Source organism: Phenylobacterium sp. (assembly GCF_004799515.1).
Lineage (GTDB): Bacteria > Pseudomonadota > Alphaproteobacteria > Caulobacterales > Caulobacteraceae > Phenylobacterium.
On the sequence record NZ_SSMX01000031.1, the window covers coordinates 47,631 to 70,414 of the forward strand.

Below are 22,784 nucleotides of genomic sequence, written 5' to 3' on the forward strand. Positions count from 1 at the left end.
GGCGCGGGCGAAGGAAGGAGGCCCAGGTGGCCAAGTACGACTACGACCTCTTCGTGATCGGCGCGGGCTCCGGCGGCGTGCGGGCCGCCAGGCTGGCGGCGATGTCCGGCGCCAGGGTCGCCGTCGCCGAGGAGCACCGCGTCGGCGGCACCTGCGTGATACGCGGCTGCGTGCCCAAGAAGTTCATGGTCTACGCCTCGGAATTCGCTCACCATTTCAAGACGGCCAAGAGCTATGGCTGGACCGTCGAGGGCGCGAGGTTCGACTGGACGCACTTCCTTGAGGAGAAGGACAAGGAGATCGCCCGGCTCTCCGGCATCTACGTCCGCAACCTGCAGAACGCCGGCGCGGAGCTGGCTCACGGCAAGGCCCGCCTCACCGACGCCCACACCGTCGAGGTCGACAAGGTGGGGACCAAGACCGCCGACAAGATCCTGATCGCCACGGGCGGGCGGCCCTGGATGCCCAAGGGCCTGCCGGGCGGCGAGTTCGCCATCACCTCCAACGAGGCCTTCCACCTCACCGAGCTGCCCACGCGGATCGTCATCGCCGGGGGCGGCTACATCGCCGTGGAGTTCGCCGGCATCTTCAACGGCATGGGCGTCGACGTGACCCTGGTCCACCGCGGCCCCAACGTCCTGCGCGGCTTCGACGACGACGTGCGCAGCCACGTCACCGAGGAGATGGAGAAGCGCGGCATCCGGGTGATCCTGGGGACCCAGCACGCGCGGATCGAGAAGACCGAGACCGGCCTCGTCAGCCACTTCACCGACGGCCACCACTGCGAGAGCGACGTGGTGATGTTCTCCCTGGGCCGCGAGCCCTATGTGGAGGGCCTGGGCCTGGAGACCGCCGGCGTGACGCTCACCGACAAGGGCGCGGTCGCCGTCGACGCCTATTCGCGCACCAACGTTGAGAACATCTGGGCGGTGGGCGACGTCACCGACCGCATCAACCTGACGCCGGTGGCGATCCGCGAGGGCCAGGCCTTCGCCGAGACGGTGTTCTACGACCGGCCCACGAGCTTCGACCACGAGATGGTGGCCTCCGCGGTCTTCTCCCAGCCGCCCATCGGCTCGGTGGGCATGACCGAGGCCGACGCGCGCAAGCAGTACGGCAAGGTGGACATCTATCTGGCCCGGCTGAAGCCGATGAAATACGCCTTCGGCGGCGACGAGCGCTCGCTCTTGAAACTGGTGGTAGATGCGGCGACCGAGCGGGTGCTGGGCTGCCACGTGGTCGGCCCCGACGCGCCGGAGATGATCCAGATGGCCGCCATCGCCATCAAGATGGGCGTCACCAAGACCCAGTGGGATTCCACCTGCGCCGTCCACCCGACGCTCGCCGAGGAGCTGGTGACGATGCGCGAGAAATACACGCCGCTCGGCCTGGGGCAGGTGGCGTGAGCGCCAGCGTGGCCCTCGAACAGCCGCGCGACCGTCTGGCGACCTGGTGCGGCCGGGTGCTGATCGTGGCCGCCATGGCCGTGCCGGTTCTGGGTTGGCTCGCGCCCCTGGGCTTTGCGGTGATGATTGGGCTGGTGGGCCTCCTCTGCCTGCCGGCGGTGCGGATCAGCGATGAGGACCGCCCGGTGGCCTTGATCCTGGCCAGCGCCCTGGTCTGGGCCGCGGTCTCGACGCTCTGGAGCCCGTACCATCCCAGCAAGCCCGGCAATAACACCATCCTGAAGCTGGCCTTCGAGCTGCCGCTCTATTGGAGTGCGGTCTCCGCGACGCGGCGCGCCGACCCCGCCCTGCGCGCCCGCGCGCTCCGTATCCTGGCCTGGGGCTGCGCGGTCTTCGGCCTGGTGCTGGCGGCGGAGGCGGCGACGCACGGCGCGCTCTACAAGGCCCTGCACGTCTTCTACGAGCCGATCCGCGACGACATCGCCGAGGCCAACATCGGCCACTCCACCTTCGTCCTCGGCCTGATCTGGCCGCTGGCGGCGTTGGGCGCGCCTGCGCGCCTGCGGCCGTGGCTGGCGCTGGTGATGTTCGCGGGCGTCGCCTGGGCGGCGCTCACCTTCGGAGACGACGCCCCGATCCTCAGCCTGGTCCTGGCGCCGCTCACAGCCCTGGTCGTCTGGCGCTGGCCCACGACCGCGCCGAGGGTCCTGGCCGCCGCCGCGGTCCTGCTGTTCCTGGCCATGCCGGCCCTGATCTGGGCGATGCGCCACTTCTTCGACTACGCCGCCCTCCAGGCCGCCATGCCGGCCACTGACGCCAAGCGCATGGATTACTGGAGCCACGCGCTGGACTGGATCGCCCGCCAGCCCCTGCGCGGCTGGGGCCTCGACGCCAGCCGCATGTTCGGCCCCGGCATCATCTTGCATCCGCACAACGACCCCTTGCAGATATGGATGGAGCTGGGCGCGATCGGCGCTGTGGCCGCCGCCGCCTTCTGGGGCGTCACCCTGGCGCGGCTGTCGCGCCCCGCGCCCAGCCTGGTGGCCGCCGCCACCGCGGCCTGCGCCGCCGTTTATCTGCTGTTCGGGGTGAATTTCGGGGTCTGGCAGGAGTGGTGGCTGGCCCTGGGCGCGCTTATCGCCATGCTGTGCGTCTTGAACACGCCGTCGAGGCCGGCGGACAGCTCGGCCGTCTAAGCATCGACCTTGCGCCCGCTTTCGGAGTAGAACGCCCGGCTTCCCCTCCCAGCAGGCTTCCATGCCTGGACCACAGGCGGGGCCGCGGAGTTTGGAGCGATGAGCGAACAGTGGACGCCGGCGTCTTGGCGGTCGAAACCCGGCAAGCATATGCCGCAGGACTATCCGGACCTGGCCGCCCTGGCCAAGGCCGAGCAGACCCTGCGCGCCATGCCGCCGCTGGTTTTTGCAGGTGAGGCCCGCCGCCTGAAAGGCCTGCTGGCGGATGTGTCTGAAGGCCGCGCGTTCCTGCTGCAGGGCGGCGATTGCGCCGAAAGCTTCAAGGAATTCCACGCCGACAACATCCGCGACACCTTCCGCCTGATCCTGCAGATGGCGGTGGTGCTGACCTTCGCCGGCGGCAAGCCGGTGGTGAAGGTGGGCCGCATGGCCGGCCAGTTCGCCAAGCCGCGCTCGGCGCCGACCGAGACGCAAGGTGACGTGACCCTGCCGTCCTATCGCGGCGACATCATCAACGGCATGGAGTTCGAGGCCGCCGCCCGCACGCCGGACCCGCAGCGGCTGATCCAGGCCTACAGCCAGTCGGCGGCGACGCTGAACCTGCTGCGCGCCTTCGCCACCGGCGGCTACGCCGACCTGCACAACATCCACCGCTGGACCCTGGGCTTCGTGGCCGACAGCCCGCAGGGCGCCCGCTACCGCGAGGTCGCCGAGAAGATCAGCGAGACGCTGGCCTTCATGGAGGCCATCGGCGTCACCCCGGAGAGCCAGCCGGCCCTGCACCAGGTGGAGTTCTTCACCAGCCACGAGGCCCTGCTGCTCAACCTCGAGGAGGCTATGACCCGGGTCGATAGCACCTCGGGCCAGTGGTACGACACCTCCGCCCACCTGATCTGGATCGGCGAGCGCACCCGCGACCTGGACGGCGCCCACGTCGAGTTCTTCAAGGGCGTGAAGAACCCCGTCGGGGTGAAGTGCGGGCCGACAATGGAGCCGGATGAGCTCATGCGGCTGGCCGATGCACTCAGCCCGAAGAACGAGCTCGGCCGCCTGACGCTCTACGGCCGCTTCGGCTACGACAAGATCGAGAAGCGCCTGCCGGCCCTGCTGCGCGCCACCAAGGCGGCGGGCAAGTCGGTGGTCTGGGCCATCGACCCGATGCACGGCAACACCCTGACGGCGAACAACGGGTATAAGACCCGGCCCTTCGACCGCATCCTCTCCGAGGTCAAAAGCTTCGTGGAGATCTGCAAGGCCGAGGGCGTGCATCCTGGCGGCGTCCACCTGGAGATGACCGGCCAGAACGTCACCGAATGCACCGGCGGCGCGCGCCAGGTCAGCGAGGGCGATCTGGCCGACCGCTACCACACCCACTGCGACCCGCGCCTCAACGGCGAACAGGCCCTGGAACTCGCCTTCCTGGTGGCCGAGAAGCTGAAGGAAGAGCGGCTGGATGGTGTGAAGCGGGCTGTGGCCGGCGTCTGATCGGCCGCGCCGCGAACCGTGCCTTAAGCCTGGTCCGCTAAGTTCCGCTCGAAGTCGCGGTTTCCCGCGCCAGCAACCGAGCGGTATCGCGGCCCCATGTCGATCCCTGTCGTCCCCGTCGGCCACGAGCGCCGGCGGGCGAAACCTTCGCCTTGGAAGATCGGCCTGGCGGCGTTGGCCATCGCGGCCATCGTCTTCGTCACGCTTTGCCCCGCCGGGCTGCGCCCCCACTTCGCGCCGGCCAATCTGGAGCGCTTCGGCGCCTATTTCGTCATGGGCGCGCTCGTGGTCCTGGCGGCGGGCCGGCGCGTGCTGGCCGCCACCGCCCTGGTGGTGGCGCTGGCCGTCGTCCTGGAAGCGGCCCAGGCTCTTGCGCCCGGCCGCGACCCGGCCGCCGCCGACGCCATCGTCAAGGCCCTGGGCGGCGTTACGGGCGCGGCTCTGGTCGCGATCAGCTATCCCGTGAGGCGCTGGCTCGCCCGGTTGGTGGCCCCACGCCCGGTTGCGGCGGCGATCAAGCGCGGCTGAGGCCCGGAATCCCGCGGAGTCGGCGCACCGTGGCGCCCGCCATGCCGAAGCCCAGGATCATCAGGGCCCATGACGCGGGCTCCGGAACGGGGCCCCCGGCGTCCAGCGAGATCGTGAAACTCTCGCCCGCCGTGGGCGCGATACCTTCCATGTTCACGAAGACCGCATCCGGGGTGAAGGTGATGCGGCTCGCGTCCAGTCCGCTGAAATCGGTCGACAGTGTGTAGCCGCTCCACGGCCCCCCCGCCGACAGGCCACTGAATTCGTAACCGTTGAAACCCGCCGGATTCCACACGTCGTCACCGCCCGTGATCGTCAGGCTGAGGGTGTTGGCGCCGATGTCGACCACCGAGGAATCCTGGAATCCGCCGCAGAGGCCGCCCCCGACGGCGCCGCCGGGGCAGGTCAGCTCGGGACCTGGCCCGACCGTGAAGCTCTGCGTCTCGAAGGTCGTCGCCGTGTCCGGGTAGAGCCAGTTGACGGTGACCTCGGCGCCGGCGAGATCGGCGGCGTGCGCGGCGGATAGGGCGCCTAGCGCCACGGCGGCGGCGATCGCCATCGTCGGACATAGGCGGTGACCTGAGGGTGAAAGCTTAAGCCAGGAAAACATTGAGCTTCCTCTTCTCAAATGAAGTTTGCACAGAAAGGCCGCGTCGCCCGCCGCGGACAGGCGGCTAGCGTCCTATGGCGGCGACGCGCCGCCGCCGATCATCGCCGTCCCTTGAAAGCAACCCCGAGGTAGGGCGTGGCAGACCTAAGCATCCGGCGAGGCGATCGGTCTTGGTTCGGGACGCAGTGAATCGGGCCGCAGCCGCACAAGGCGGCGCTTTAGGCCCTAGAGACCGCGCCGCCGCGCGTCTCTTGGCGCCTCGCCGAACCGGCGGCGGAACTCCCGGTTGAAATGGGAGACGTCGCCAAGGCCCGCCAGGCCGGCGATCTCGACGATGCGCAGGTGGGCGTGGGTTGGGTCCCTCAACAGCTCGCGCGCCCGGTCCAGCCGCCGATGACGCACGAAGGTGGAGAACGAAACCCCCGCACCCTCCATCAACTGCTGCACATAGCGTTCGGACACCCCGAGCCGGCGCCCGACCGAGGCTGCAGAAAGCTCGGGATCGGCCAGCCCCGCGGCGATCTCCTGCACGATCGCCTGCAGGCGCGCGGCGCGGATCCCGCCGTAGGGCGCGGCCCGGGCGAGTTCGCCCCAGGGATTGAAGGCGTTGGCCAGCAGCTCCTGCAGGTGCCGGTCGGCCACCTGCGACAGGGCCGGGGTGAGCCCCTCGTCGATCGCCAGCATCGAGGAGAGGTAGCCGCGCAGCAGCCGCGACGCGACGGCGGCCACCGGCGCCGGCCGCCGCAGGTCGTGCTCCGCTGCGAAGACGCCATCGCGACCGCTCTCGCGGTCGAACCGCAGCGACACGCCGTGCACGCCTTCCCGGGCCACGAGGCTGTTCGGCTCGTCGAGCGGCAGCATCATGGCCTGGCCCGCTTCGAGCCGCCCCTGCTTATCGCCGACGCGGTACTCCAGCGTCCCGCGCCACGGCAGGACGACGACCAGCCCCTCATCTCCGTCGCGGACAAGGCGCCGGGTGCGCCGCAGGACGCTCGGCGTGCACCGGGATTCGATGACGGAGACCTTTGGCAACCGAAGCACGCGGAGCCAGCTGCGATAGCGAGCGGGATCCGGCGCCTCGACGTCCGCGCCCAACACCGGGCGCATCCATTCTTCGCGCCAATGCTCGAAATTCTCGCTGACGTCGTTGGACAGCGTGAAGGGAACGGTCAAGGCGGGGCTTTCGCTCACAACTCCGAAGACCCTTCCGCGCGCACTGGCGCCGCTCCGCGGGATCGCCTCAAGTATGCCGGACGACCACTCGCCGACCATCGTAAGCTCAAGTTCTTTATATCAATACTGCGCGACTTCAGCAACGAAGCCGCAATGGAGGCCGTCGTAGGGATGCTCGAAGCGACCGGCCTGCGGCGGAAGCCACTTCGCGCGGCAACCTGAAAGGGTCCTTCAACAATTTCCGGTAGTGTGGCCGACAGTAGAGCGGAGTCGGGCGTGATGCGGGCGATGGGAAGCGGCGAACGCCAGTCGGGTGGCGCCCCGAAATTCGGCGGCCTGACGGCTGTGGTCGGGCGCGGATCGGGCCTGCTCCTGCCGCTGCTGACCGCGCTCGCCGCCTTTCCCGTTTCTGGCTGGCGTCTCGCGGCAGGCTGGCTGCTGGCGATGGCCGCCGTGACGGCGGCTCAGCAGGCCGGGCGGCCCGACGGGCGCCCCGCGGCGGTTTTCGCGTGGATCCGCAACGCCGGCTACTCAGCCGCCGCCTTCTATCTCGTCGCCCTCCATACCGGCGCGGCCCAGACCTTCGGTGTGACGCTTATGGGCCTGGTGCTGTTCCAGATCCTGGCCCGCGACTACGACCGCCCGCGCCGGCTGGCGTTGAACCTCCTGCCGCCGGTCATCGCCACCGCCGTCGCCCAGGTGGGCGCGGGCTTCGGCCTCCTGGTCGGCCACCAGCCCTTGATGCTGATCACCCTCCTGGCGAGCCCGATGGCGGTCTTCGGCCTTTTGTGGACGGTCCGGACCGACCTGACGGACAAGCGGCGCAGGCTGGACGCGGCCGTCGCGCAGGCGCAGGCCGCGGCGGAGGCCAAGTCGGATTTCCTGGCCAATATGAGCCACGAGATCCGCACGCCCCTGACAGGCATCATCGGCTTCTCGGACCTCCTGAGCGCCATGCCGGACCTGCCGCCCAAGGGCGCGACCTATGTCGGCCGGATCGCCTCCAGCGGCCAGACCCTGTTGGCGGTGGTCAACGACATCCTGGACTTCTCCAAGCTGGAGACGGGCCATGTGGAGCTGGATCCCCAGCCCTTCGCCACGGCGGCCTTCTTCGAGGACACTCTGGCGACCGTGGCCGCCCAGGCCGCCGGCAAGGGCCTGGCGACGCGGCTTGAGATCGCGCCCGAGGTTCCGCCGGCGCTCCTCGCCGACAGCGGCCGGCTGCGCCAGGTCATGCTCAACCTCCTGGGCAATGCGATCAAGTTCACGGGCCAGGGCGCCGTGGCGGTCGCCGTCACCTACGACGGGGCGGTCGAGCGTCTCGCCGTGACCGTCTCCGACACCGGCTGCGGCGTGCCGCCGGACAAGCTGGGGCGTCTCTTCCAGCGCTTCTCCCAGGCCGACAATTCTGTGACCCGCACCCACGGCGGGACTGGACTGGGCCTCTCGATCTGCAAGGCCCTCGTCGAACTGATGGAGGGCGAGATCGGCGTCGCGTCCGAGGTCGGCGTGGGCTCTAGCTTCTCCCTCTCGGTGACCGCGCCGCCCTGCGAGCTGCGCGAGCCGGCCGCACCCGAAGCGATCCGCCTCCATCCGGCCGGGCGGCTGTCGCGGATCCTGGTGGTCGACGACCTCGACCTCAACCGCGAGCTCGTGCGCACCCTGCTGGAGGCGGCCGGCTATTCTGTGGAGGAGGCGGGCGGCGGCGCTGAGGCCGTCGCGGCGGCCCGCCACCGGCCCTTCGACCTGATCCTGATGGACCTGCAGATGCCGCAGATAGACGGCTTCACCGCCACCCGGGCGATCCGCGGCGCGGCCTCGCCCAACCGCGACACGCCGATCGTCGCGCTGAGCGCCAACGTCCTGCCGGAGCACGCCGCCGCCGGCGCCGAGGCCGGGATGAACGGCCACATCGGCAAGCCGATCAACGTCGCCGAGCTCCTGAGCGTGGTGGCGGCCTGGGTGGAGCGCGATCCCGCCGGAGACGCTCCGGACGCCAGCTCCTCCCATTCGGCCGCCGCCTAGTGCGGCGCCTTGGCACTTAGGCCTCGCTGCGGGACCAGCCCGCCGCGCTCAGACCAGTCCCAGGGCTTCGAGCATTGCGGGCTCCATCGGTTGGCCGCGCCGCAGCCCGATGACGGGCGCCTGAGGCGCGCGTCCAGCGATAGCCGCCACCGTGTCCGCAAAGGTGGACGCATCCGGCTCCGTCTCGCTCACCATCAGTCCCGCCAGCGTCAGGCCCGCCGCCTCGATCACGGCCACCGCGGTCAGGGTGTGGCTGATCGTGCCCAGGTAGCTACCCGCGACCAGCAGCACCGGCGCGGCCAGCGCCGCGGCCAGGTCCAGCATGGTGCGCGCGTCGTCCAGCGGCGACATGATCCCGCCGGCGCTCTCCACCAGGAGCCAGGTTCCGTCCGGCGCCTCGGCGCTGCGCGCCCGGCAGTGGTCGATCACCGCCGCCCCCGGCAGGCTCGCGCCCTCGCGCGCCGCGGCCAGGGGCGGCGAGAGCGGCGCCCGGTATCGCCAGGGCGAGATCCCGGCCAGGGCCTCGGATGACAGCTGGCGCCCCAGGGCGTCCAGCAGCACCGCTGGATCGCTGCCGGCTGGCGCGGCGGGATCGAAGCCGCTGACCACCGGTTTCAGCGCCTCGACCGCCACGCCGGCGCCGCACAGCGCCCGGATCAGCGAGGCGGTGACATAGGTCTTGCCCACGTCGGTGCCGGTCCCGGCGATGAACAGCGTCGGCATGGTCAGGTCCTCACGAAGGGGCGCACGGCCTCGGCCAGGCGCGCGATGTCGGCGTCATGGTGGCGCGCGGTGAAGGTCAAGCGCAGACGCGCCGTCCCCGCCGCCACCGTCGGCGGCCGGATCGCCACCGCCAGGAAGCCCTGAGCCTCCAGCGCGCGGGACGCCGCCAGCGCATCGTCAGCCTCGCCGATCCGCACGGCCACGATCGGGCTCTGCGCCAGGGGCAATCCCAGAAGGGCGGTGAATCGGCGCGCCTTGGCCAGGGGCAGGGCGCAGAGCTCCGGCTCGTGCTCGATCAGCTCCAGCGCCGCGATGGCCGCCGCCGCCGAGGCGGGCGGCAGGCCGGTGGAGTAGATGAAGGTCCGCGCCCGGTTGCGGATCAGCTCGACCACGGCCGCCGAGGCGCACAGATAGCCGCCATAGCCGCCGACCGCCTTCGACAGGGTGCCCATCTGCAGGGGAACGACGGCGTCCGGAAACAGGCCCGCGGAGCCGCGGCCCTGCGCCAGCACGCCGATCCCATGGGCGTCATCGGTCATCAGCCAGGCGTCGTGGACGAGGCAAAGATCGGACAACTGGTCCAAGGGCGCGAGGTCGCCGTCCATGGAGAAGACCCCATCGGTCGCCACCAGCACTCGGCGATGGTCCTTGCGCTCGGCCGCCAGCCGCCGTTCGAGGTCCGCGACCGCGTTGTGCCGGAAGACCGAGAGCGCGGCGCCCGAAAGCTGGGCTCCGGCGAACAGGCAAGCATGCGCCAGCTCATCGATCAGGACCAGGTCGTCAGGACCCACCAGCGCCGGGATGATCCCGGCATTGGCCAGGTAGCCCGAGCCGAACACGCAGGCGCTTTCGGTTCCTTTGAGCGTGGCCAGCCGGCGTTCCAGCTCACTGAGCAGCGGACCGTCCCCGGTCACCAGGCGCGAGGCGCCGGCGCCGGCGCCATAGGTCTCGATCGCCTGGCAGGCGGCGGCCTTCACCGCGGGATGGTGCGACAGGCCCAGGTAGTCGTTGCAGGAGAAGGAGAGCAGGCGGCGGCCGTCGCGCTCCACCCAGAGCCCGTCGTGGCGGTGGGTCGGCGACAGGCGCCGGCGCAACGACTGGCGTTCGAGCGCGCCGAGTTTGGCGGCGGCGAAGGTCTGCAGGCTGTCCATCGAATCCCCGCTGGCCCAGGTCGCCGGCGCGGCTTAGCAAGACCCGCGCGCCGGGCGAACCCCTATCGGCGCGTCCACCGATCCTCACCGGAGACCTGTCGTGCCGGACCCCGACTGGCTGACCCGTGGCGCGCGCCACGTCTGGCGGCCCTATTGCCAGATGAAGACCGCGCCGCCGCCGCTCGCCGTGGCGCGAACCGAGGGCGTCCGGATCATCCTGGAGGACGGCCGCGAGTTGATCGACGGGATCGCCTCGTGGTGGACCGCCTGCCACGGCTACAACCACCCGCACATCCGCCAGGCGGTGACGGCGCAACTCGAGCGCGCGCCGCACGTGATGTTCGGCGGCCTGGCGCACGAGCCCGCCTACCGGCTGGCCGCGCGGTTGGCCGCCCTGCTGCCCGGCGACCTCGACCACGTCTTCTTCGCCGAGAGCGGCTCGGTCTCGGTGGAGATCGCCATGAAGATGGCGCTGCAGTACTGGATCAACCGCCGCGTCGCCGGCCGGACCCGCTTCCTGGGCTTCCTCGGCGGCTATCACGGCGACACCCTGGCCACGATGACGGTCTGCGATCCCGAGGAAGGGATGCACAGCCTGTTCGCCGGCGTCCTGCCCGCCCAGGTCATCGCCGCCCTGCCGACGGACGCCGCCGCGGAGGCTGCGCTGGACCGGCTGCTGGCCGAGCAGGGGGGCGACATCGCCGCCATGATCGTCGAGCCGCGGGTGCAGGGCGCCGGTGGGATGCTGTTCCACGACGACGAGGCGCTGCGACGGCTGCGACGGCTGGCCGACAGGCACGGCGTGCTGTTGATCTTCGATGAGATCTTCGTGGGCTTCGGCCGGACCGGCGATCTCTTCGCCTGCGCCGGTGCGGGCGTGACGCCCGACATCGTCACCCTGTCCAAAGCCCTCACCGGCGGGACCTTGCCCCTGTCGGCGGCCATCGCCAGCCGCAAGGTGTTCGAGGCTTTCTGGTCGGACGACGCCGGCGCGGCGCTGGTGCACGGGCCGACCTACATGGCCAACCCGCTGGCCTGCGAGGCGGCCAACGCCTCTCTCGACATCTTCGAGGCCGGCGACTGGCGCGGCCAAGTCGCCCGGATCGCCGAGGCGCTGGAGGCCGGGCTCGCGCCCTGCCGCCAGGCCCCGGGCGTCGTCGACGTCCGCGTGCGCGGCGCCATCGGCGTGGTCGAGTTCGCGGAGCCCGTGGATGTCGGGCGGCTCTGTGCGCGGTTCGCCGAGGCGGGCGTCTGGATCCGGCCGATGGGCAAGGTGGTCTATCTGACGCCGGCGTTCACGATCCCCGAAGGCGATCTCGAGCGGCTGACCGCAGCCGTCCGCAAGGTGCTCACCGCCTCGGGCTAGCCCATCTACTATAATCATAGTTGACAGCCGTGTCGGGTGGGTTCCTACTAGAACTCTAGTAGAAGGCGCCTCCATGGATATCCAATTCACCGACCGCGAGATCGACGTGATGCAGGTGCTGTGGGACCGCGGACCATCTGTGGTGGCCGAAGTCCGCGAGGGCCTGACCGACGAACTCGCCTACACGACCGTCCTCACCATCCTGAAGACCCTGGAAGCCAAGGGCTACGTCGGGCGCGAGGAGGAGGGCCGCGGGCACCGCTACTTCGCCGCCGTGAAGCAGCAGGCGGCGCAGGACAGCGCCCTGCGGCGGATGACCTCCAAGCTGTTCCGTGGCTCGGCGGAGCTGCTCTTCACCCGGTTGGTCTCCGACAGGAACCTCAGCCCGGCGGAACTCCGGCGCATGCGCAAGCTGCTGGCCGACAGCGCCGCCCGCGACGACGAAGGTGGCAAGTGATGCTGGCCTGGATGGTCTATGTCGTCGTCGTCTGCCTGATCCTGGGCCTCGCCGCCTTCGCCGCGGAGCAGTCCGCGCAGATGCGCAAGGCGCCGACCCGCTGGCTGTGGGCGGCCAGCATCTGCGCCTCGCTGATCCTGCCCGTCGTCATCTCCTCGGTCTCGATCCAGCTTCCCCGCATCTCGAGTGAGAGTGCGAGAAGTCCGGCGGCCGCGCCGGCAGCGCCGGTCCCGTTGCGCCAGATGACCGCCAGGGCCATCCAACCGTCGGCCTGGCTGGGCGTCCAGACCCAGCGCCGGGCGGCCGCGCTGGACGCGGATGCGATCCTGACGCGCGCCTGGCTCGCGGCGTCGGGCCTGATCTTCCTGGGCATCCTGTTCAGCGGCGTCCAGCTGCATCGCCACAAGCGCGCCTGGGAGCGCCGGGTGGTCGCCGGCGCTTCGGTCTATGTCTCGCGGGACGTAGGCCCCGCCGTGGTGGGCCTGCTGCGCCCCCACATCGTGCTGCCGCGCTGGATCGCCGAGGCCTCGCCGGAAACCCAGGCCCTCGTCCTGGCGCATGAGCAGTCGCATCTGGACGCCAAGGACGCTCAGGTTCTGGCCATCGCGATCCTGCTGATCGTCGCCATGCCATGGAACCTGCCGCTCTGGTGGCAGCTGCGGCGGCTGCGCTTCGCCATCGAGGTCGACTGCGACGCCCGGGTGCTGAAGGTCGGTCACGACGCGTCCCGTTACGGCGAGACCCTGATCTTGGTCGGCGAGCGCCAGTCCGGCCACGTCGCCCTGGTCGCCGCCATGTCAGAATCCAAGTCCTTCCTGGAACAGAGGATCCGTAAGATGCTGTCGAAGCAGAAGAAATTCGCCTGGGCCTCGGCCGGCGCCCTGGCCGGCCTGGGGATTGTGCTGACCGCCAGCGCCGCGGAGGTCAGCCCGCCCAACGCCGCCCGGCCCGCCCGGTTGATCAAGGTCTCGGCCTCGCAGGACGTCGGCGCGCAGATGAAGCACTACAGGAACAGCGAGTGGAATTTCACCCTCGACGTACCCGCCAACTGGAACGCCTTTCCGCCGGTGCCGACCAACAGTCCCAACGAGGTGCTGCGCTTCGCCTCCAACGAGGACGGCGTCCACAACATGATCATTTTCCGGAACCCCAACGATCCCAAGATCCGCCCCGAGACCATGGTCGCGAACGTGCAAGAGGTCCTGGCGAACGCCGGCTTTTCGCACTTCGTCACTGGCGAGACCAAGATCGGGTCCCGCCGCGTGCTGACCCTCGATTTCGACAAGCCGAGGCCCGACGGCCTGACCTGGAGCGTGCGCGAATACTTCATCATGGATGGCACGCTCGCCTACGTGCTGGGCTTCGGCACCACGAACAAGGACGCCATGATGGGCCTCTATGACAAGATGGCGAAGAGTTTCACCTTCGGCGACGTGACCAGCTGAGCACCCTTGCCTGCGCCGCCATCCCCCCGCACCATGGGGTGCGGGGGAGCGATGATGCGTATGCGGAAGACGATAGCGGCGGTCCTGGGCGCGGCGGCGGCGTTGCTGGCGGGCGTCGCGCCGGCGGCGGCCACTACCTTCAAGGTTTCGTTCCCCAAGGCGGCCAGCGCCGCGGCGCTCGACGGGCGTCTGATCCTAATCGTCAGTCCCAAGGCGACACCCGAGCCCAGGCTGCAGGTCGACCTCGAGGGGACCCTGCGCTCGCCCTTCTTCTTCGGCCAGACCGTCGAGGCCATGGCGCCCGGCACGGCGGTGACGCTGAGTCCCCAGGCGATCGGCTGGCCGGCTGAGCGGCTCGCGGCCCTGCCGGACGGCGACTACACCGTCCAGGCGGTGCTGAACCGCTACGAAACCTTTCACCGCGCCGACGGCTCCGTGGTCAAGCTGCCGCCCGACATGGGCGAGGGCCAGCACTGGAACCTGAAGCCCGGCAACCTCTATTCCGCGCCCATGGCCGTGCATGTCCGCCACGGCGGTCCGCCGGTGGTGCTGACCCTCGACCAGAAGATCGCGCCCGTCGCCCGGAAGGCCGACACCGAATTCATCAAGCATGTGCGGATCAAGAGCGAGCTCCTGTCCAAGTACTGGGGCAGGGACGTCTACCTCGGCGCCCACATCCTGCTGCCGGCCGGCTTCGACAAGCACCCCGAGGCGCGCTTCCCGCTGATGGTCTTCCACGGCCACTATCCGGACGACATCTCGAACTTCCGCACCACGCCGCCGGACCCGAACCTGAAGCCAGACTATTCCGAACGCTTCCACCTGGCCGGCTACAACCGGATCCAGCAGCAGGAGGCCTACGGCTTCTACCAGCGCTGGATCTCCAGGGACTTCCCGCGCTTCCTGGTCATCGAGATCGAGCATGCCAACCCGTATTACGACGACAGCTATGCGGTGAACTCGGCCAACCTCGGCCCCTATGGGGACGCGATCAACAAGGAGCTGATCCCCTATATCGAGAAACAGTTCCGCGGCATCGGCCAGGGCTGGGCGCGCTTCACCTACGGCGGCTCGACCGGCGGCTGGGAGGCCATGGCGACCCAGGTCTTCTACCCGGACATGTACAACGGCGCCTTCGTGGCCTGCCCGGACCCGATCGACTTCCACGCCTATACGACGATCAACCTCTATGAGGACAAGAACGCCTTCTACGCCCAGGGCCTGGTGAACCGGATCGAGCGGCCGGCGCAGCGCGACTACATGGGCCAGACCCACTCCACCCAGCGCGAGCAGAACCGCATGGAGGCGGTGCTGGGCGACCACGCCCGCTCCGGCGAGCAGTACGACATCTGGCAGGCGGTGTTCGGGCCGCAGGGACCGGACGGCTATCCGAAGCCGATCTTCGACAAGCTGACTGGCGTCATCGATCCCGAGGTCGCCGCCTACTGGCGCGAGCACTTCGACCTGACGCACATCGTGGCGCGCGACTGGGCGACGCTGGGGCCGAAGCTGAAGGGCAAGCTGCACATCTATGTGGGCTCGGCTGACACCTACTTCCTGACCGACGCGGTCTACATCGCCCAGGACACGCTCTCATCCCTGAAGGACCCGGCCTGGGGCGGCGAGGTGGCCTATGGCGACCGCGCCGAGCACTGCTGGAACGGCGACCCCAAGCTGCCCAACGCCTATTCGCGCCTGCACTACAACACCATGTACCTGCCCAAGATCCTGCAGCGGATCGAGGAGACGGCGCCGCCGGGCGCCGATCTCAAGAGCTGGCGGTACTAGGCGAGGGGCGCGAAAGCCGGGCTTGCCATTTTCGGCTTGGGCGTCAAAGTCCGCGCCTCTTTGAAAACCAGGTGTCACCGTCATGGACCGCCTCGCGGCCCAGGCGTCCTCCGCTGCGGGAGGGCGCAGCCGTCCCGTCCGCGCTGAGCTGGCCGAGCTTCTGAAGCTCTCCGGGCCGGTGGTGATCTCGCGCCTGGGCATCATGGCCATGGGCCTGACGGACGCCATCGTGGTCGGGCGGTATTCGGCGACCCAGCTCGGCTATCACGCCCTGGGCTGGGCGCCGAGCAGCGTGGTGGTGACCATGGCCATCGGCCTGCTCTCCGGCGTGCAGGTGATGGCCGCGCGCGCCATCGGCGAGGGCCGCCGCCACGAGACCGGCGCGGTGCTGCGCCGGGGCCTGAGCTACAGCCTGTGGATCGGCCTGATCTCGGCCGGGGCCCTGGCCCTGCTGGGGCCGCTCTTCCTGCACTCGATCGGACTGGAGCCTCGCCTGGCGGCCGGGGCCAGCCGCGTGCTGGAAGTCTTCAGCCTGTCCCTGCCAAGCTACACCCTGAGCGTCGCCGCCAGCTTCTGGATGGAGGGGCTGTCCCGGCCGGGGCCGGGCGCCTGGGGCATGTGGATCGCCAACGGGATCAACCTCGCCATCGATCTGGTGCTGGTGCCGGGCGCCTTCGGCCTGCCGGCGCTGGGGGCGATCGGCGGGGCCTGCGCCACGACCGGAGCACGGACGTTCCTGGCGGTCTTCATGCTGGCTTACATCGCCCTGATGCCGGAAGCCCGCGAGCTGGGCGTCTTCGCCAAACCGACGCGCGACCGGGCGGCGGAGGCCGAGCAGCGGCGGATCGGCTTCGGCGCCGGAGCTTCGAACTTCTTCGAGGTGGCGGCCTTCTCGAGCATGAACATCATCGCCGGCTGGCTGGGCGGCCTGGCGGTGGCGGCCTGGGCCATCGTGCTGAACGTCGCCGCCATCGTCTTCATGGTCCCGCTGGGGCTATCGACCGGCGCGGCGGTCCGCGTGGGCCGGGCCTATGGCGCGCGAGATCCGAGGGGCGTGGTGCGCGCGGGCCTGGTGGCCTTCGCGGTGACCGGCGTCTTCGGCGCTTTGGTTGGCCTGGTCGTCTGGCCGAACGCAGCCCTGATCGCCAGCGCCTATACGGAGAACCCGGCGACGCTGGCCATGGCCATCCCGGCCCTGGTGCTGTCCTGCTTCATGTACTTCCCGGATTCGCTGCAGGTGGTGACGGCCCAGGCGCTCAGGGCGCGCGGCGACGTCTGGATGCCCACCGGCACGCACATGACCAGCTATATCGTGGTGATGATGCCGCTCGCCTGGTGGCTGGCGATCCCGCGGCACATGGGGCTGATGGGCGTCACCTGGTCGGTGGTGATCGCCAGCGTGATCTCCGCGGTGCTGCTGATGGGCCGGTTCTGGTTCCTGAGCCGGCGGAGTTAGAGGCCAGCTCCCCTAAAGGCCGGCCCCGAGAATCCAGCCTTCCTCGCGCTCGGTGTCGAGCACCACGTCGGCGGCCGTGCCCTTCGGCGGGCCGAAGACCTCGCCCAGCTTGCCCGCCTCGTCGAGGCGGGCGAAGTGCTCGGCGGTGGTGCGCACCTGGGTCAGGTCCTTGACCTCGCCCGGCAAGGCCGCGCCCTTGATCAGCGAGGGGTAGACCTCGGCCAGCACCAGGTCGACGCCGTCCAGGTCGGCCTCGGTGAGGGTGTTGAAGCCGGTCTCGAAGGGCCAGGCCTTGGCGGCGCGCGTCAGGCGCAGGCGGCGCACCACCGGCATGCCCAGGATCGCCTGACCGCCGACCGAGCCGTTGTAATAGAGCTTCCAGATCGAGGCGGCGTCGGCGACCAGGTCGGCGTGGCGGAACTCCGGCAGGTCGTCCGGCCCGTGCGGCCGCTGCTTCTTGGGCTGCAGGGTGGTCAGCGTGTCGCGCGGCGGACAGCCCCAGAAGGGGAACGGTCCGCCGGTCAGCCGCCGGTTGATCTCCGAAGCCACGCCAAAGCGGTTGTTGGTGTTGTCGGCCTTGTCCTTGACCATCTTGTCGAGCTGGTCCCAGGCCGCGCGCCAGGGCGCCTCGCCCGGCAGTTTCAGGGCGTCGGCGAACCCGCGCGGGAAGCCCAGCGGGAAGTCGAAGCCGACCAGGGCCTTCTCCGACCGCTTCTTGAAGTCGTCCAGCAGGCTGTTCAGCCGCTTCTCGGCCTCCGCGCGGGTGGGCGTGTTGAAGCTCTCGAAGGCCAGGCGGAACCGCACGTCGCGCTTCAGGACGCCGATCCAAACGGAATCCGCGCCCGTGTTGGGCTTGGCCGCCGCGCTCCAGTCGACGATCACGTAGGCGCTGAACAGGCGCGGCACAGGCGGGCTCCGGGTCGGGGTGAAGCTGGGTTCTAGCCCCTCACATGTGACGGGCCAATGGCGCTAGGTCAGCTTGACCAGCATCTTGCCCATGTTCTCGCCTTTGAAGAGGCCGATGAAGGCTTCCGGCGCCTGATCGATGCCCTCGAAGACCGTCTCCTTCCAGGTCACCTTGCCCTCGGCCACCCACTGGGAGAGGTCGGCGATGAACTGCGGCATCATCGAGAAGTGGTGGCTGACGATGAAGCCTTCCATGCGGATGTTCTTGCCGATGATCTGCGCCAGGTTCGACGGCCCGGGCTCACGGCGGATGGCGTTGTAGATGGAGATCATCCCGCAGATGGCGAAGCGGGCGAACAGCTTGGCCGAGTTCAGCGCCGCCTCCAGATGCGCGCCGCCGACATTGTCGAAATAGACGTCGATGCCGCCGGGCGCGGCGGCGGCCAGGGCCGCGTTAAGGTCGGGCTCGGCCTTGTAGTCGATGACCTCGTCGACGCCGATGGACTTCAGCCACGCGACCTTCTCCGCGCCGCCGGCCGAGCCGATCACCGTGTGGCCCTTGGCCTTGGCGATCTGGCAGACCATGGCGCCCACCGCACCGGCCGCGCCGGAGACGAAGACCACGTCGCCGTCCTTCAGCGCGGCGATCTTCAGGAGGCCGGCGTAGGCGGTCAGCCCCGGCATGCCCGCCGCGCCCAGGAAGGCCTGGACCGGCAGGCCGCGGGGGTCGAGCTTCTGCAGGGCGCCAGCCGGGGCGTTGAAGCCCTCGCGCCAGCCAAAGCCGGACTGCACCAGGTCGCCCGCCTTGAAGGCGGGGTCGTTGGAGACCGTCACCTCGCCGATGGCGCCGCCGTCCATCGCCCGACCGAGCTGGAAGGGCGGGGCGTAGCTCTTAACGTCGTTCATCCGCCCGCGCATGTAGGGGTCGACCGTCATCCAGAGGTTACGCACCTGCACCTGGCCGGGCGCCGGCGCCGGCAGCTCGACGTGGGCGATCTCGAAATTATCCGCGGTCGGTAGGCCTGACGGACGGCTCTTCAGATGAATTTCGCGGACCATGGTCATGTGCGTTTCCCTTTCGCGGCTGCGGGAGGCGGCTCCGGCGCTCGCGTTCAAACAACTGTTTAGCTCGCCGCGACGGGTGGCGTCGAGGGCCATGACCTGATAGGCGGCGGGCCTCATTTCCGGAGACTTCCATGGCTGAGTCCCCCCTAAGGGGCGGCGTGATCGGGGCTGGCGTGTTCGGCGGCTACCATGCCGGACAGTACGCCAGGCTGCCGGGCGTGGTGCTGTCGGCGGTGCTCGACGTGCATCCCGACCGCGCGGCGAAGATCGCCATGCCGCTGGGCGGCCGCGGCTTCCATGAGATGGCGGAGTTCCTGGAGGCGGTGGACGTGGTCACCATCGCCTCGCCCGCCAGCCACCACGCCGAACAGGCGCTGGCGGTGCTGGCGGCTGGCAAGCCGGTCTATATCGAGAAACCCATCGCCACGAGCGTTCCGGACGGCGAGAAGGTCCGCGCCCTGGCCGCCGCCCGGGGCCTGGTGGTGGCCTGCGGCCATCAGGAGCGCGTGCAGTCCCGCGCCATGGGCCTCTTGGACATCCCCGAGCAGCCGTTACGGCTGGAGGCCCTGCGCCACGGCCCGCCCTCGGACCGCAGCCGTGACGTCTCGGCGATCCTCGACCTGATGGTGCACGACATCGACCTGGCGCTGGCCATCTCAGCGGCCGATCCGGTGACGGCGGAAGGCGAGGGGCGCCTGAGCGACGACGGCGTCTGGGATGTGGCGCGTTCGGAGGTCACCTTCGACGACGGCTTCACCGCGATCTTCGACGTCTCGCGCCAGGCGCCGGCCCGCCAGCGGACCATGCGGATCGTTTATCCCTCCGGCGAGGTGGAGATCGACTTCGTCGCCCGCACGCTGAAGAACACGACGCCCTTCGCGCTGGACGCCGGCTACGCCGACACCCCGGCCGGCCAGGACCCCTTGGGGGCCAGCGTCGCGGGCTTCCTGGCCGCCGTGCGCGGCGAGGCGCCCCGGCCGATCGTCACCGCCGAGGAAGCGATCCGCGCCCTCGACCTGGCGCTGGCTGTCGAGCAGGCGTTGGCGCAATAGGCCGCCCGCGCTAGCGTCCCGGCGGCCATTCCAGGAGGAGCCCGCCATGAGCAGCGCCTACGACTACGAGTTCAAGACCATCGACGGGACGCCGCTGCCGCTGAGCGCCTTCAAGGACAAGGTGATGCTGGTGGTGAACACCGCCTCGAGATGCGGCCTCACCCCGCAGTACGAAGGGCTGGAGAAGCTCTACTCGGACTACAAGGAAAAGGGCCTCGTGGTGCTGGGCGTGCCCTGCAACCAGTTCGCCGGCCAGGAGCCCGGGACCGACGCCGAGATCAAGGACTTCTGCGAGACGAAGTTCAACGTCGACTTCCCGCTGACCGCCAAAGTCGATGTCAAGGACGCGGGCGCGCACCCCTTCTACAAATGGGCCGAGGCCGAACTGGGCGAACCGGCCGTGCCGGTCTGGAACTTCCACAAGATCCTGATCGGCAAGCACGGCGAGGCCCTGCAGGCCTTCGGGCCGCGCACCGAACCGCAGGCGCCGGAAGTCACCGCCGCCATCGAGCAGGCCCTATAGGCGCATCGCCGAGCTAGGCGAGCGCGGCCCGGGCGCGGCGGCCACGGATCAGGCCGCCGACGCCGCCGAAGCCCAGCAGCATCAGGGCCCAGCCGACCGGCTCCGGCGCGCCCGAGCCGGCGGCCACCGGCGCGTAGCGCACGTCGTCCACGCCGATGTCGTCCCAGCCCGTGGTCGTCGATCCGACGTTGATCGTGACGCTGGAGATCGACTTGCCCGGATCCGTGAAGCCGACGAACACCAGCGCGCCCACAGAGCCGCTAGTGCCGTCTTCTGGGATCGTGAGGGTCTGACTTGCGCCGTCGGAGAAGGTGATCACATCGGTGGTGAAGTTCTGGACGCCGGAAAGATAGGCTCCGAAGGCGTCGACGGCGGTGGCGAAGTTGAAGGTCAGCGTCCCGCCGGTCGCCTCGGCGAAGTTCGCACCCGAGGGCGTGGTGTTGTAGCCGTCCAGCGTGGGACCCGACGGGAAGGCCGAGGTGTTACGGATGGTCTGACTGTCGCCATTGACGTCCGTGCCGCTCAGGGCGACGCCGGGGGCGACCGTCAGGCTGCCGAAGCTGCCCAGCGGCGCGCTTTCGAAGGTGATGAGGCCGGCGCCGGGAACGGCGGCGCCGAACGCGGCGGCGGCGGTGGCCGAGTTCGGGTGCGGATCGGAGGTCGTCGACATGATGTCTTCGCCGACGTAGGTGGTGACGCTTGCCAGGGCCGGCAGGGGCGCGGCGAGCAACAGGGCGGCAGGCCACAGGATCTTGGTCGGAAGCATCGGACGCTCCTCGCGTTGGGCCAACAAGAGCGCCGGGTGACGCCCCCGATCGGGAGGCTCGTGAGCCAAGCTTCCCGGGAGCGATCCTGAATTAACCTTGTCGGCCTTGCACGCGGGTTCGCATCTGGAGCGAATAATCGTTTTGTGACGATCTGAGTTCAGACGTCAAGCTTACAGCAGAGCTTGTTTAAAGGCGCCGCAATACAGTCGATTGCGGCGCCTTTATTGGTTGCGGTCGGTGCGATCAGAACTTGTAGTGGAACTCCATGCCGTAGGTGCGCGGCGGGGTCAGGTCGTAGCCAGGCGCCTGGGTGAAGGCGCCGCCGCCCACAGGCGCGGCGATCGGATAGGCCTCCGCCGCGGCGTCGTAGCCCAGGGTGTTGAACAGGTTCCGGACAAAGGCGATGACCTCGTAACGATCGTGCGGACCGGCCCAGGTCGCGCGCAGGTCCACCTGATCCCAGGACGGCGCCTCGTCGTAGGTGCGGGTGAAGATCGAGGCGTAGGACTTGTCCTTCCAGATGTAGCTGCCGGAGAAGGTCAGGTTCCCGGTGTCGAAGACGAAGGTGTAGTTGGCGTTGAACGCCACCTTGTTCTCCGGCGCCTGGGGCAGCTCGTCGCCGCTGACCGCCTGAGGCCGCGCGCCGCCGAGCGCCGGGCCGACCGGCCGCGCGCCGACCGCCGCGGCGGCCGGGTCGGCGATGTCGACGAAGCAGGACCCGGTAGCGACTCCGCCCACCAGGCTGCAGCCCGACTGGATCTCGGTGTGGTCGAGGCCATAGACGAGGCTGAAGTTCAGGTGGTCGATCGGCGCCCAGACGGCGGTGATCTCGATGCCGTCGGAGACCGACTTCGGGATGTTGATGAACTCGGTCGCGGTGATCGCGCCTTGCGGCACGCCGATCGGAATCTGGGCGTCCTGGTAGTTGTAATAGAAGGCCGCCGCGTCGAGGGTGAACTTGCCGGCGGTCTTCTTGAAGCCCACCTCGAAGTCGTCGACGTATTCCGGCGTCGCCTCGACATTGGGGCCGATGTAGCCGGCGTTGAAGCCGAACGCCTTATAGCCGCGGTTATAGCGGCCATAGACCAGGGTCGAGGAGTCCGGCGTCCAGGAGATGCCCGCCGTGCCGGTGACGGCGCTTGAATGGTCCTTCAGGCAGCGGACGTAGTCGCCGGCGTACTTGCCGGTGGTCTGCTGCACGGGCGTCGAACAGGTGCCCTTGTCCGCGGCCATGCTGATCTGGGTCGGGGTGATGTCGACGGCCTGGAGCAGGGAGCCCAGGTTCTCGGCGCTGAAGGCGGCCGAGAGGTCCTGGAAGACGATGTAGCGGGCCTCTTCCTGGCCGTGCTTCTCGTCGTAGGTGTAGCGCAGGCCGCCGGTCAGCTTGATCTGGTCGGTGATCTTCCAGTCGACCTGGCCGAACACCGCGCTCGACGAGATGCGGTCCTGGTAGTTGAGCACCAGGTAGTTGCGGCTGGGGTTGGGCGCGGCCGGCACAAGCGCGCCGGCGCCGAGCAGCGGGATCACCTGCAGGGGCGAGGCGATCTGCGCCTGGGCGGGCTCCTGGAAGGTCTCCGGGTTGTTGTCGATCTCGTCGTAGCGGTAGAGGCCGCCGATCCACTGCACAGGGCCGTTGCCCGACGAGCTGAAGTCGAACTCGTG

The 22,784-nt window shown here is 69.5% G+C and carries 20 protein-coding genes; 12 read left to right on the forward strand and 8 right to left on the reverse strand.

What is annotated here, in order from left to right:
- Positions 1 to 26 precede the first annotated feature (26 nt).
- The 4 genes from gor (at position 27) to E8A49_RS14845 (ending at position 4,615) form a co-directional block, all read left to right on the forward strand.
- Positions 27 to 1,406, forward strand: a complete 1,380-nt coding sequence (gene gor, locus E8A49_RS14830; RefSeq protein ID WP_293382786.1) for a glutathione-disulfide reductase — start codon at positions 27 to 29, stop codon at positions 1,404 to 1,406.
- Positions 1,403 to 2,602, forward strand: coding sequence for an O-antigen ligase family protein (locus E8A49_RS14835; RefSeq protein ID WP_293382789.1), 1,200 nt, complete (start codon positions 1,403 to 1,405; stop codon positions 2,600 to 2,602). The genes gor and E8A49_RS14835 overlap by 4 nt, the downstream gene beginning before the upstream one ends.
- Before the next feature lie 99 nt (positions 2,603 to 2,701).
- The gene (locus E8A49_RS14840; protein WP_293382792.1) at positions 2,702 to 4,087 is read left to right on the forward strand and encodes a class II 3-deoxy-7-phosphoheptulonate synthase; all 1,386 of its coding nucleotides are present in this window, start codon (positions 2,702 to 2,704) and stop codon (positions 4,085 to 4,087) included.
- Positions 4,088 to 4,183: 96 nt separating this feature from the next.
- The gene (locus E8A49_RS14845) at positions 4,184 to 4,615 is read left to right on the forward strand and encodes a hypothetical protein (RefSeq protein ID WP_293382795.1); all 432 of its coding nucleotides are present in this window, start codon (positions 4,184 to 4,186) and stop codon (positions 4,613 to 4,615) included.
- Here E8A49_RS14845 and E8A49_RS14850 read toward each other — a convergent pair.
- Both E8A49_RS14850 and E8A49_RS14855 read right to left on the reverse strand, forming a co-directional pair.
- Entirely contained in the window at positions 4,602 to 5,174 is a 573-nt protein-coding gene (locus tag E8A49_RS14850; protein WP_293382798.1) for a PEPxxWA-CTERM sorting domain-containing protein, read from the reverse strand. The genes E8A49_RS14845 and E8A49_RS14850 overlap by 14 nt on opposite strands.
- A gap of 276 nt (positions 5,175 to 5,450) precedes the next feature.
- Positions 5,451 to 6,398 carry an AraC family transcriptional regulator gene (locus E8A49_RS14855; protein ID WP_293382801.1) on the reverse strand — a complete coding sequence of 316 codons (948 nt, stop codon included), beginning with the start codon at positions 6,396 to 6,398 and terminating at the stop codon, positions 5,451 to 5,453.
- Between the two features lie 279 nt (positions 6,399 to 6,677).
- On the opposite strand from E8A49_RS14855, the gene E8A49_RS14860 reads away from it, so the two are divergent.
- Complete coding sequence (locus E8A49_RS14860) at positions 6,678 to 8,423, forward strand: ATP-binding protein (protein WP_293382804.1); 1,746 nt, start codon at positions 6,678 to 6,680, stop codon at positions 8,421 to 8,423.
- A gap of 48 nt (positions 8,424 to 8,471) precedes the next feature.
- Here E8A49_RS14860 and bioD read toward each other — a convergent pair whose 3' ends face one another.
- Entirely contained in the window at positions 8,472 to 9,146 is a 675-nt protein-coding gene (gene bioD / locus E8A49_RS14865; RefSeq protein WP_293382807.1) for a dethiobiotin synthase, read from the reverse strand.
- Positions 9,147 to 9,148: 2 nt separating this feature from the next.
- Positions 9,149 to 10,297 (reverse strand): 8-amino-7-oxononanoate synthase, encoded by a 1,149-nt coding sequence (gene bioF / locus E8A49_RS14870; protein ID WP_293382810.1) that lies wholly within the window; start codon positions 10,295 to 10,297, stop codon positions 9,149 to 9,151.
- 100 nt (positions 10,298 to 10,397) lie between these two features.
- Between bioF and E8A49_RS14875 the strand changes: the two genes are divergently transcribed.
- The 5 genes from E8A49_RS14875 to E8A49_RS14895 all read left to right on the forward strand — a co-directional run bounded on the left by E8A49_RS14875 (position 10,398) and on the right by E8A49_RS14895 (position 16,809).
- Entirely contained in the window at positions 10,398 to 11,663 is a 1,266-nt protein-coding gene (locus E8A49_RS14875; RefSeq protein WP_293382813.1) for an adenosylmethionine--8-amino-7-oxononanoate transaminase, read from the forward strand.
- A gap of 73 nt (positions 11,664 to 11,736) precedes the next feature.
- Entirely contained in the window at positions 11,737 to 12,120 is a 384-nt protein-coding gene (locus E8A49_RS14880) for a BlaI/MecI/CopY family transcriptional regulator (protein WP_293382816.1), read from the forward strand.
- Entirely contained in the window at positions 12,120 to 13,565 is a 1,446-nt protein-coding gene (locus E8A49_RS14885) for a M56 family metallopeptidase (RefSeq protein WP_293382819.1), read from the forward strand. The genes E8A49_RS14880 and E8A49_RS14885 overlap by 1 nt, the downstream gene beginning before the upstream one ends.
- A 60-nt stretch (positions 13,566 to 13,625) precedes the next feature.
- Positions 13,626 to 15,353 carry a hypothetical protein gene (locus tag E8A49_RS14890; RefSeq protein ID WP_293382822.1) on the forward strand — a complete coding sequence of 576 codons (1,728 nt, stop codon included), beginning with the start codon at positions 13,626 to 13,628 and terminating at the stop codon, positions 15,351 to 15,353.
- Between the two features lie 82 nt (positions 15,354 to 15,435).
- A complete protein-coding gene (locus E8A49_RS14895) occupies positions 15,436 to 16,809 on the forward strand; it encodes an MATE family efflux transporter (protein ID WP_293382825.1) in 1,374 nt (457 codons plus the stop codon).
- Positions 16,810 to 16,821: 12 nt separating this feature from the next.
- Here E8A49_RS14895 and E8A49_RS14900 read toward each other — a convergent pair whose 3' ends face one another.
- Together E8A49_RS14900 and E8A49_RS14905 are read right to left on the reverse strand one after the other, a co-directional pair.
- Positions 16,822 to 17,715, reverse strand: a complete 894-nt coding sequence (locus tag E8A49_RS14900; protein WP_293382828.1) for a cobalamin biosynthesis protein CbiG — start codon at positions 17,713 to 17,715, stop codon at positions 16,822 to 16,824.
- A gap of 63 nt (positions 17,716 to 17,778) precedes the next feature.
- Positions 17,779 to 18,780 (reverse strand): NADP-dependent oxidoreductase, encoded by a 1,002-nt coding sequence (locus E8A49_RS14905; RefSeq protein ID WP_293382831.1) that lies wholly within the window; start codon positions 18,778 to 18,780, stop codon positions 17,779 to 17,781.
- 131 nt (positions 18,781 to 18,911) lie between these two features.
- Here E8A49_RS14905 and E8A49_RS14910 point away from each other — a divergent pair, with 131 nt between their 5' ends.
- Both E8A49_RS14910 and E8A49_RS14915 read left to right on the forward strand, forming a co-directional pair.
- Entirely contained in the window at positions 18,912 to 19,832 is a 921-nt protein-coding gene (locus E8A49_RS14910; RefSeq protein WP_293382834.1) for a Gfo/Idh/MocA family oxidoreductase, read from the forward strand.
- A 46-nt stretch (positions 19,833 to 19,878) separates the two neighbouring features.
- Positions 19,879 to 20,355, forward strand: a complete 477-nt coding sequence (locus E8A49_RS14915; RefSeq protein WP_293382837.1) for a glutathione peroxidase — start codon at positions 19,879 to 19,881, stop codon at positions 20,353 to 20,355.
- A 13-nt stretch (positions 20,356 to 20,368) separates the two neighbouring features.
- On the opposite strand, the gene E8A49_RS14920 is transcribed toward E8A49_RS14915, so the two are convergent.
- Together E8A49_RS14920 and E8A49_RS14925 are read right to left on the reverse strand one after the other, a co-directional pair.
- Complete coding sequence (locus E8A49_RS14920) at positions 20,369 to 21,121, reverse strand: hypothetical protein (RefSeq protein WP_293382840.1); 753 nt, start codon at positions 21,119 to 21,121, stop codon at positions 20,369 to 20,371.
- A gap of 244 nt (positions 21,122 to 21,365) precedes the next feature.
- Positions 21,366 to 22,784 (reverse strand): TonB-dependent receptor (locus tag E8A49_RS14925; protein WP_293382843.1); only part of this gene is annotated, 1,419 nt, incomplete at its 5' end.

What these genes read in the sequence shown, in the direction of transcription:
- bioD (WP_293382807.1), bottom strand. Translation starts at nt 9,146, where the DNA reads ATGCCGACGCTGTTCATCGCCGGGACCGGCACCGACGTGGGCAAGACC.
- E8A49_RS14880 (WP_293382816.1), top strand. Translation starts at nt 11,737, where the DNA reads ATGGATATCCAATTCACCGACCGCGAGATCGACGTGATGCAGGTGCTG.
- E8A49_RS14895 (WP_293382825.1), top strand. Translation starts at nt 15,436, where the DNA reads ATGGACCGCCTCGCGGCCCAGGCGTCCTCCGCTGCGGGAGGGCGCAGC.
- E8A49_RS14885 (WP_293382819.1), top strand. Translation starts at nt 12,120, where the DNA reads ATGCTGGCCTGGATGGTCTATGTCGTCGTCGTCTGCCTGATCCTGGGC.
- bioF (WP_293382810.1), bottom strand. Translation starts at nt 10,297, where the DNA reads ATGGACAGCCTGCAGACCTTCGCCGCCGCCAAACTCGGCGCGCTCGAA.
- E8A49_RS14840 (WP_293382792.1), top strand. Translation starts at nt 2,702, where the DNA reads ATGAGCGAACAGTGGACGCCGGCGTCTTGGCGGTCGAAACCCGGCAAG.
- E8A49_RS14850 (WP_293382798.1), bottom strand. Translation starts at nt 5,174, where the DNA reads ATGGCGATCGCCGCCGCCGTGGCGCTAGGCGCCCTATCCGCCGCGCAC.
- E8A49_RS14860 (WP_293382804.1), top strand. Translation starts at nt 6,678, where the DNA reads ATGCGGGCGATGGGAAGCGGCGAACGCCAGTCGGGTGGCGCCCCGAAA.
- E8A49_RS14915 (WP_293382837.1), top strand. Translation starts at nt 19,879, where the DNA reads ATGAGCAGCGCCTACGACTACGAGTTCAAGACCATCGACGGGACGCCG.
- E8A49_RS14890 (WP_293382822.1), top strand. Translation starts at nt 13,626, where the DNA reads ATGCGGAAGACGATAGCGGCGGTCCTGGGCGCGGCGGCGGCGTTGCTG.
- E8A49_RS14905 (WP_293382831.1), bottom strand. Translation starts at nt 18,780, where the DNA reads ATGACCATGGTCCGCGAAATTCATCTGAAGAGCCGTCCGTCAGGCCTA.
- E8A49_RS14920 (WP_293382840.1), bottom strand. Translation starts at nt 21,121, where the DNA reads ATGCTTCCGACCAAGATCCTGTGGCCTGCCGCCCTGTTGCTCGCCGCG.
- E8A49_RS14910 (WP_293382834.1), top strand. Translation starts at nt 18,912, where the DNA reads ATGGCTGAGTCCCCCCTAAGGGGCGGCGTGATCGGGGCTGGCGTGTTC.
- E8A49_RS14845 (WP_293382795.1), top strand. Translation starts at nt 4,184, where the DNA reads ATGTCGATCCCTGTCGTCCCCGTCGGCCACGAGCGCCGGCGGGCGAAA.